The sequence below is a fragment of the Nocardia sp. BMG111209 genome, from assembly GCF_000381925.1.
Classification (GTDB): Bacteria; Actinomycetota; Actinomycetes; order Mycobacteriales; family Mycobacteriaceae; genus Nocardia.
Genome location: NZ_KB907307.1, coordinates 1,343,194 through 1,351,069 on the forward strand (window position 1 = coordinate 1,343,194; position 7,876 = coordinate 1,351,069).

Consider the following 7,876-nt stretch of genomic DNA (forward strand, 5'->3'; position numbering starts at 1 on the left):
AGGCGTCACCGCAGCAATGAGTGAGATGTCCGTGGATGCCGTGGATCGGCAACTGGTCGCTGCGTTGCAGCGTGACGGTCGCGCCACCCACGAGGCGCTGGCACAGGCCGTCGGCCTGTCGCGCGTCGCGGCCAGGACCAGGCTGTTGCGGCTGCTCGACAGTGGGGCGGTCACCGTTCTCGGCATCGTCCACCCCTCGGTGTTCGGCCTGCACTGCTGTGGTCACATCGGTGTGCGGGTCGAAGGAGCGGCGGCGCCGGTGGCCGCGCACATCGCCGGCTTCGACCACGCCGCATTCGTCTCCGTGGTGGCCGGCGCCTACTCGCTGGTGGTCCAGATGCACTGCCCCGACGAGACTGTCCTCGCCGCGGAGATCAACCGCATCGCGGCACTGCCGACGGTGCACGGGATCGAAACCGCCGTCTACACGGAAATCCTCAAGGACAACCACGTGGCGCCACGCCGCAGCACACATGTGCTCGACGACACCGATCTGGGTCTGCTGCGCCGGCTGCAGGCCGACGGCCGCGTCTCCTATGCCGATCTGGCGAACGAGATCGACATGTCCATCAGCGCCGTCCGCGCACGAGTGCTCCGGCTCATCGAGACCGGCACCATCCATATAGGCGCCCGGATCCAGCCGGGCGTCTTCGGTTCGAACCATCTCTGCGGCCTCGGCATCACCTTCGGCGCAGGCCGCGACACCGCCCTGGCCACACTCGCGGATCTGCCCTGTGTCGACTACCTCGCCACGACACTCGGCCGCTGCGACGCGATCTGCACCGTGACCAGCCGATCCGTCGACGAAGCGCTCCACGATCTCGAAACCGTCCGCAGCGTGCCCGGGGTACGGTCGGTCGAGGCATTCAACCACTTGCGGGTGGTCAAGAGCCTGACCAGCAAGTCCTACTCACCCGCTTCACCCGCCGATACGGACATTCGGATACGCGAGACGCTGTCGTACCGTCCCGTCGTATGACCCGGCTGTGGTCGCGCTACATCTACCGCTCCCAGCTGCCGCGCGTGTCGACATCCGTTGCGTCCGCCAGCGCCTCCAGCTCCGCGATCTACGCGCCGGCGAGTCCGATGCCGTGCGCTCGGACCAGCCCGTCGATATAACCCGCCTTCGTGACCCCGATGATCGGGGTGGTCCCCTTGGCGATGGCCCAGGCGGTGGCGACGTCGGCGGCGGACGCGTCTCGGTCCCGGCCGATCGCTGCCATCCGGTCCGTCAGCGCCTGTAGCCGGGGCAGCATGCGGTTGTACACGGCCGCCCGGCTGCTGCCCGCCGGCAACGGATGGGCCGGGCTGTACTTGCCGGTCAGCGCCCCTTGCTCGAGCACCATGTAGGAGAAGAACCGCACGTCGCGCTCGTGGCAGTACTCGAGGATGCCCGCACGCTCCGAGCTCCGGTACAGCAGGCTGTAGTGGTTCTGGACCGCCTCCACCCGGAAACCGTCCTCGCCGAGGATCTCATCGGCGAGAGCGATCTGCTTCAGGTCGTGGTTCGAGACGCCGACATGCCTATCCTGCCGCTGCGCAGCAGCGGTATCAGCAACGGCGTCCACCGGGCCACGTCGGCCGGGTTGTGGATCCAGTACAGGTCCACGTAGTCGGTGCCCATGCGGTGCAGGCTCTGCTCCAGCATGTCCGCGACCGGATCGTCGCCGTCGCCCGCGATCTGCGGAGTGAACTTCGTCGACAGCTGATACTCGTTGCGGGCGTAGCCCTTCAGCGCCTCGGCGAGGACCGTCTCCGAGTGGCCCATGCCGTACACCGCCGCGGTGTCCCACAGGGTGAACCCGTTCGCGTGCGCCTTCTCGACGACCTCCCGCAGGCCGGCCGCGGTCAGCCGGCTGCCGAAATAGCCGTCGCCCACCTCGCCACTGTCTCCCCAGGCCCACGTACCCAGCGCCACCGCCGGCGTTGTCAGGATCGTGCTCGTCATATCGCCCACCTCCAGTCTCGGAAACGTTCGATCTCCAGGAAACCGTGATACCCGCCCTCGGAGAAGGTCGCGTCTACCGGGGGTACGACCTCAACCCCCTTCGCACCCTGACCAGCGACTACCGTGAACGGGATGGACCAGCAGCCCGGAAACCGCGGCGGACAATCCGACTTCCGGTACCTTGCCCGTGCTGGTGGTCATGCCTCTCTTCGGTCACGCCGCTGCGGGAGCCACCCCGACCGCGAAACCGCAACCGGACATATCAGTCGGAACCTCACTTGATAGCGGCTATCCCGCGACTGAACTTCGGTCGTCCTGTCGAGAAGAAACCGGCACATTCGTGACGCACCGAGCAGTCGCCACACTCCGCGACGTACGCGTTCTTCCAATCCGAGATCGACTGCACCGCGAACGGCCGGATGCCGGCATCGAGGACGCACAGGGGCAGGTTGTAGATCGAAACGTTCACCCCGGCGGCGGACAGGGCGTCGACACCAGCCTTCAACTGCTCCTGGTAATCGACGGGATCGATCCACAGTGTGGCGTCGTTGGCGACCGCGAAGCCGGTGTTTTCCATACCCATCAGAGCCACATGATCGACGAATGGAAGGTTACGCGCGATCCACGAGCAGGTCTCACGGAGGCGCGGTGCGGTGATGGCGTGCAGAACAATACGAATCTCGACCCGTTGCCCTAGGTTCTTGAGTCGGAGCACGCCGAGAACAGTTTCGTCGAACGCGCCCGCGGCCTGAACCACATAGTCGTGAATGTGATCCACCGCCGCATAGATCGGTATACCTGCTGAGAGCTGTGGATGCCCGATCTCGGCCCAGGCGTGCGCGACCTCGGGAACGGAGAAGGCGCGCCCGTTGGTCAACACGTGGATCGCGGTGCCCGGGAGCAGATCCCGCGACAACTCCAGCAGCCCGATGAATCGGCGCCATTCGGTGAGCGGTTCCCCGCCGGTGAATGTCAGTGCGGGAGTTGCCGGGTCGAGCAGTGGCAGTGCCTCTGCGATCTCGTCGATCAGCCAACCGTCATCGACCTTCTTCGGTGGCTGCGAACACATCAGGCAATAGTTGTTGCAGCGTTCGGTGACGAGGAAGAAGTTGTGTCGCGACGACCGACGGTAGAGCAGCCTCACTCGACCCGACCGCGGGTAGATGCTCAGCACATCGCCATCGCCGACCTCGGCGAACCCCGCCGGAAGTCGGAGGTAGCTCGACGATACGCCGTCCGGGCACGCGTCGCGCCCGACCGCGATCCGGAATCCATTCGCCTGCGCCGCCGTCCAGTCGCAATCGTCGACGATCAGCGCGGCATCGCGATCATCCGACGGGGCACTGTTCGGGGGGCGGAGCCGCACGATCCGGTTCTCGTCACCGAGTCCGACGTTGTCCGCCGCCGATGATCGTCCTACGAGCAGAAGAGGTTTCACGACGCCCACTCCCGAAGAACGGCGGCGTCTTCGGGTGAGTGTTCCAACAGTTCGAACAAGTGCGTGATCACGCCCTTCTGTCGCTCGCAGAACTCGGACAGCGGTTTGATCCCCAGCAGGTCCCCCTGCGTCGCGTGGTGATACACAGGGTCCGCGCCGCAGTTGGGCTCGAATACGCACGTCGAGCACTGTGGAGCCGTCTGGGTCAGCGAATCCGCCACCGCCGACACCAGCGTGTCGGACAACACCAGATCTCGGTAACCATGCTCACGAACGTTGCCGAGTTCGAAGCTGCGGTCCCCCATTTCGGCGAGCATCCGCGCCTCGTCCGAGGCGAATACGGTGCCGTCATAGTTGTAGACCAGCGCACCGAGACCGATCCCCGCCGGACTTCTCAGATCGACGTACCCGATGGGCTCATCACTCAGCATCCGGCGCAGGATCAGAGCCGAATAGAACTCGGGAAACCGGCGGCCGGACTTGTTGATCTCCAGGATGTAGCGAAGACCGCGCTTCCAGAATTCGAGCCATTCTCGGGCATCGTACTTGTGGAACTGTTTGGTCTTGATCGCATGACCGTACGGAGACAACGGCCTCAGGAAGATGCCGTCGAGACCTTGCGCGAGGTATTCGTCGACGATCTCCTCCACACGATCCAGACTCGCCTCGGTGGTGGTCATCAACGCACCGACCCGGTCCGGGCCGAGCCGCTCTCGAATGCGCCCGATTCCGGCCACCGCGAGCTCGTAGCTGTTCTGGCCACGACGGGGCCGATTCTTGTTGTGCAGATCGCGCGGCCCGTCCAGTGACGTACTGAGCAGAACATCGTGCTCAGCGCAGAATTCGAGCACTTCGTCATCCAGGAGCGCCAGGTTCGTCGTGATCACGAATTGCAACTGCTTGCCCAGGGACATCGCCCGCTCCTCAGCGGTCACGACGATCCACCGGATGAGTTCGAAATTCAGCAGCGGCTCGCCGCCTTGAAACTCGATCTTGATCATCGGCGCCGGCGCGGACAGAGCGATATCCAGTGCTCTGGACGCCGTGGCTCTGTCCATGTCGTAGCGGACGCGGTCCTTGCTCTGACGCGACACCTGGCAGTACGGGCAGGAGTGCTCGCATCGCAGCGTGACGACGAACAGGTGCAATGGCGTGGCGGCGCGCAGGAAGCTCAGGCGGCTACGCAGACGGAGGGCGAGAAGCTGCTGCGGTGCGCGCTGATCGGCCGATCCGATGAAGAGCTTCTCGAAAGCCCTTTCATAGAGCCCGTCACCAGGGGTGAGATCGAGCGCGCACAACCGCTCCAGCTCATTTGCCGTCATTTCCGCCATGTCGCCGACCATGTTGCCGACGAGGAAGCGGTCTGCACCGAGCCGTTCGAACCTGATGGGCAGGAGTCGCAGCCGGGACGTGTCGGGACGGAACGAGTCCGCTGAGGCGAAGCCGACCAACGGTCACTCCCCCTCGGCGAGCGATCCGAATGCCAACGCGACGATGACATCGCGAAAACGGCCGGTCTCGCGACCGACCTTCTCGCGCAAGTTCTCGTCCGTCACGAGATTCAGGAAATGAGTGCGCAACTCCTCGCCCCGAAGCTGTGACTGCGTTGGTGAGAGCCGACAGACGTATCGCCCGTCCGCTTCATCGATCTGGCATGCCGCCTGCCCGATCAAACGGTAAGCGGCCTCCCGCAGCGCGTCGAGCGACTGCACCGACCTGCTGAAGTCGACAACCAAATCAGACACTGACATCACTCGATCCCATCACAGAACGCGGAACCCGCACTCGCCGAGAGCATCTGACATATTCGAAGGCAACTGCACTGATCGGTCACCGAGGGGGCACCGCAGTCGTGTCGACCGCCGGACACAGGTCCAATGCTCGCTGGGCAAGATCCTCGGCCTCGGTCGCAGCGAGGCCGTAGACCTCTTGCAGCGCGCTCGCGATCTCATTCAGGCCGAGGCCCCCCTTTGCCATCGTGCACGCCAGAGAGAACGGATCGGAGCTGGTCGGTGGGGTCGTGGTAGGCGGCGGAGCGGCCGGTGGGGTCGTGGCAGGCGGTGGAATGTAGCCCGGCGTCGGCACATTCGGTCCGCCGAGCCCCGGACTGGAAGACGCATGAGATGCATGAGACGAATGGGATGAATGAGACGAATGAGAACCATGCTGCGCGAACAGCCTGCCATCGCTGGCGCGATACGTCGTGAAGCTCATCAACTCGAGGTCGTCCGGCAAGGCAACCCGAGGCTCCGGCCGAGCCCCCTCCTGTTCCGCCGTGACGCGAGGTTCGTCCGTTCCCGTCGAGACGGACGACTCCGCGACTGCCTGTGCGGCCGTGGGGATCGCGAGGGCGGCGAGGGCCGCCGTCAGACTCACGATCTTCGGCGTCTCACGCATTCGTACCTCCCGTAATCGAACCCGAGTCGACCACAGCGAACGAAATGCCCGTGCGTTCCAACGTCACTCCCCTCCACGAGCTTCGAACTTGTTACCGCAACTAGTATCTCGCCCGCCACCGGACCGTTACACGTCGAAGCCCCACGCGCCCGCCACAGCTACTACCAGCGACGAACCGAATCACACCGCGATCCGGAAGTCCGGCTCGAACTCCTCGCCAGCTTGGCAGCTACGCAATCCCGGGCAGGAGAGCCCACCCGCCACTCCCTCGGCCCGAGTCGCATTGATCCGTCGCGATTCGCCCGGCCGTGAATCCGGGATCCGAACTCGTGCGGCTCCGCATGACCTGGAACCGTCGAACACTTCGGGAGGTGTTGGCGCAGAAGGTGATCGGTGGTCCCGATGGTAACCGACTCCGTCGTTCGGTCATACTGGGCTCGATACGGAAAGTGCCCGGCGGCAAGCGAATCACAGCCCGGAACGGCGATAATGCACATCGAGCGAGCGATCCCGGACCGGCCATGGTGGGTCGGCGCAGGCGGCGACCTTCTCAGAGCGGCCTGCGGCAGCGGCTACATTTCCGATGACGAGTTGAGATCCATTGCCGCCGATAACAACTCGGCAATATTCCTAGCCCACGAGACCTCGGGCCTACTCGGTATCTCCCTGGTCGCGGTCGCAGATGCGGGAGTTCGCGCCCAATTGACTCGCTCGCTCGCCGCGTTGGGGATCGCCGAGGACCTGACAGGCGACGAGACGGTCGGCTGGCTGCGGGCAGGAGTCGTCGCTCCGGCTGCCCGTGGACGAGGTATCGGCGACCGCGGAGTGAAAGCCGGACTGGACTTCCTCGGGCAGAAGCGATGCCGAACCGCCTATGCGGTCTCCTGGATATCCGGACTTGGTCAACAATCCGATGGTCTGTTGGCCCGCAACGGATTCGGCGCGTTGGGTGTCATCCCCGACTACTGGTCCGGCGTGCTCGACTACCAGGGCGACTGCGCGGTCTGCGGCAAGCCCTGCCACTGCGCTGCGATCGTGATGCGGCGAAACATCAACGTAGAGATCAGCGTACCCGACGATTGACGAGACTCCCTGCTGCGTGTACGGCCGGCGACACCAATGGCGCGGACTCGAGCACAGTCCCGTTTCCGTGTGTTCATGTTGGCGCAACCACGGATTGGCGGTCGGCTGGCATTGTCGGTACAACCAGACTCCAGTCCGGATGGGGGTGCCGATCATGGCCGACAAGGTCGAGGTAGATCCCGAGCAGTTGCGCTCGGCAGCCGGTTCGACCACTGATGTGCAGACCGCCATCGACACGGTGATCAGCACTCTCACAGCGGCATTGGCGGGTCGTGGCGCACCCTGGGGCAACGATTCGCTGGGTCGTCGGCTCGCGAGTCAGTACGAGCCCGCCAAGCAGGCCCTGATCGACGGTGCGGGAACGTTCTCCGGCACGTTCCAGGGTCTTGCGACCGGACAGATCGATGCGGCCGACCAGATGGAGCGGACCGACATCATCAGCGGCGATGGATTCCGGTGAGTCGGCAACGGGGTTCGGAACAGCCATGACGAAAAAGCCCACTGTCGAGGAGTTGGCGGATCTGGTCGACCAGGCACACGAACAGATGCGCATGGTCGCCGAGATACGCCGTACCCGAACCGAATTGACCGCGACCGGGTCGGTGCGCCACGGCATGGTGACGGTGACGGTGAACTCGGACGGCACTGTGATCGAGACCCGGTTCGCCGACGACATCGATGATCTCGAATACGCCGACATCGCCCGCGCGGTGACCGAGGCCGCGCAACGGGCCACCGCCGAGCTGGCCCGCAAGAATCAGGAACTGATCGCCCCGTTGCAACAGCATCGGACGCGCATGCCGAAGCTGAGCGATATGATCGACGGCCTGCCGGATTTCCGCGCAGAGCTGGGTGAGCCGCCGAAAGTGTCTGTGGCGCCGCCGAATTCGCCGACACGAAACCGTGGGGTCGCGGCGGATGCGTCGCCGTCCACCGGTGCCGAGACCTACGACCGCGAGAATCGGCGTGGAGGTTTCGTCACCGATTCCAGTTGGTGATCGGGTAACCCT

The 7,876-nt window shown here is 64.6% G+C and carries 10 protein-coding genes; 4 read left to right on the forward strand and 6 right to left on the reverse strand.

From position 1 onward, the window contains the following. The first annotated feature begins 25 nt into the window (after positions 1 to 25). Complete coding sequence (locus G361_RS42485) at positions 26 to 979, forward strand: Lrp/AsnC family transcriptional regulator (protein WP_196814425.1); 954 nt, start codon at positions 26 to 28, stop codon at positions 977 to 979. A gap of 88 nt (positions 980 to 1,067) precedes the next feature. Here the strand turns inward: G361_RS42485 and G361_RS51420 are convergent, their stop codons facing one another. The 6 genes from G361_RS51420 to hxsA2 all read right to left on the reverse strand — a co-directional run bounded on the left by G361_RS51420 (position 1,068) and on the right by hxsA2 (position 5,783). Then, positions 1,068 to 1,568 (reverse strand): aldo/keto reductase, encoded by a 501-nt coding sequence (locus G361_RS51420; protein WP_255359788.1) that lies wholly within the window; start codon positions 1,566 to 1,568, stop codon positions 1,068 to 1,070. Next, positions 1,496 to 1,948 (reverse strand): aldo/keto reductase, encoded by a 453-nt coding sequence (locus G361_RS51425; RefSeq protein WP_255359789.1) that lies wholly within the window; start codon positions 1,946 to 1,948, stop codon positions 1,496 to 1,498. The genes G361_RS51420 and G361_RS51425 overlap by 73 nt, the downstream gene beginning before the upstream one ends. Before the next feature lie 274 nt (positions 1,949 to 2,222). Beyond that, positions 2,223 to 3,386, reverse strand: coding sequence for a His-Xaa-Ser system radical SAM maturase HxsC (hxsC, locus tag G361_RS0106055; RefSeq protein ID WP_196814426.1), 1,164 nt, complete (start codon positions 3,384 to 3,386; stop codon positions 2,223 to 2,225). Continuing rightward, positions 3,383 to 4,837, reverse strand: coding sequence for a His-Xaa-Ser system radical SAM maturase HxsB (gene hxsB, locus G361_RS0106060; RefSeq protein ID WP_019926169.1), 1,455 nt, complete (start codon positions 4,835 to 4,837; stop codon positions 3,383 to 3,385). The genes hxsC and hxsB overlap by 4 nt, the downstream gene beginning before the upstream one ends. A gap of 3 nt (positions 4,838 to 4,840) precedes the next feature. Further along, the gene (locus G361_RS0106065) at positions 4,841 to 5,131 is read right to left on the reverse strand and encodes a hypothetical protein (RefSeq protein ID WP_155981321.1); all 291 of its coding nucleotides are present in this window, start codon (positions 5,129 to 5,131) and stop codon (positions 4,841 to 4,843) included. A gap of 85 nt (positions 5,132 to 5,216) precedes the next feature. Next, entirely contained in the window at positions 5,217 to 5,783 is a 567-nt protein-coding gene (gene hxsA2, locus G361_RS51715; RefSeq protein ID WP_081635304.1) for a His-Xaa-Ser repeat protein HxsA2, read from the reverse strand. 489 nt (positions 5,784 to 6,272) lie between these two features. Here hxsA2 and G361_RS49150 point away from each other — a divergent pair, with 489 nt between their 5' ends. The 3 genes from G361_RS49150 to G361_RS0106085 all read left to right on the forward strand — a co-directional run bounded on the left by G361_RS49150 (position 6,273) and on the right by G361_RS0106085 (position 7,864). Continuing rightward, the gene (locus G361_RS49150; protein ID WP_155981322.1) at positions 6,273 to 6,866 is read left to right on the forward strand and encodes a GNAT family N-acetyltransferase; all 594 of its coding nucleotides are present in this window, start codon (positions 6,273 to 6,275) and stop codon (positions 6,864 to 6,866) included. Between the two features lie 154 nt (positions 6,867 to 7,020). Then, a complete protein-coding gene (locus tag G361_RS42495) occupies positions 7,021 to 7,326 on the forward strand; it encodes a hypothetical protein (RefSeq protein WP_155981323.1) in 306 nt (101 codons plus the stop codon). Positions 7,327 to 7,351: 25 nt separating this feature from the next. After that, a complete protein-coding gene (locus G361_RS0106085) occupies positions 7,352 to 7,864 on the forward strand; it encodes a YbaB/EbfC family nucleoid-associated protein (protein WP_019926174.1) in 513 nt (170 codons plus the stop codon). Positions 7,865 to 7,876: the final 12 nt, after the last annotated feature.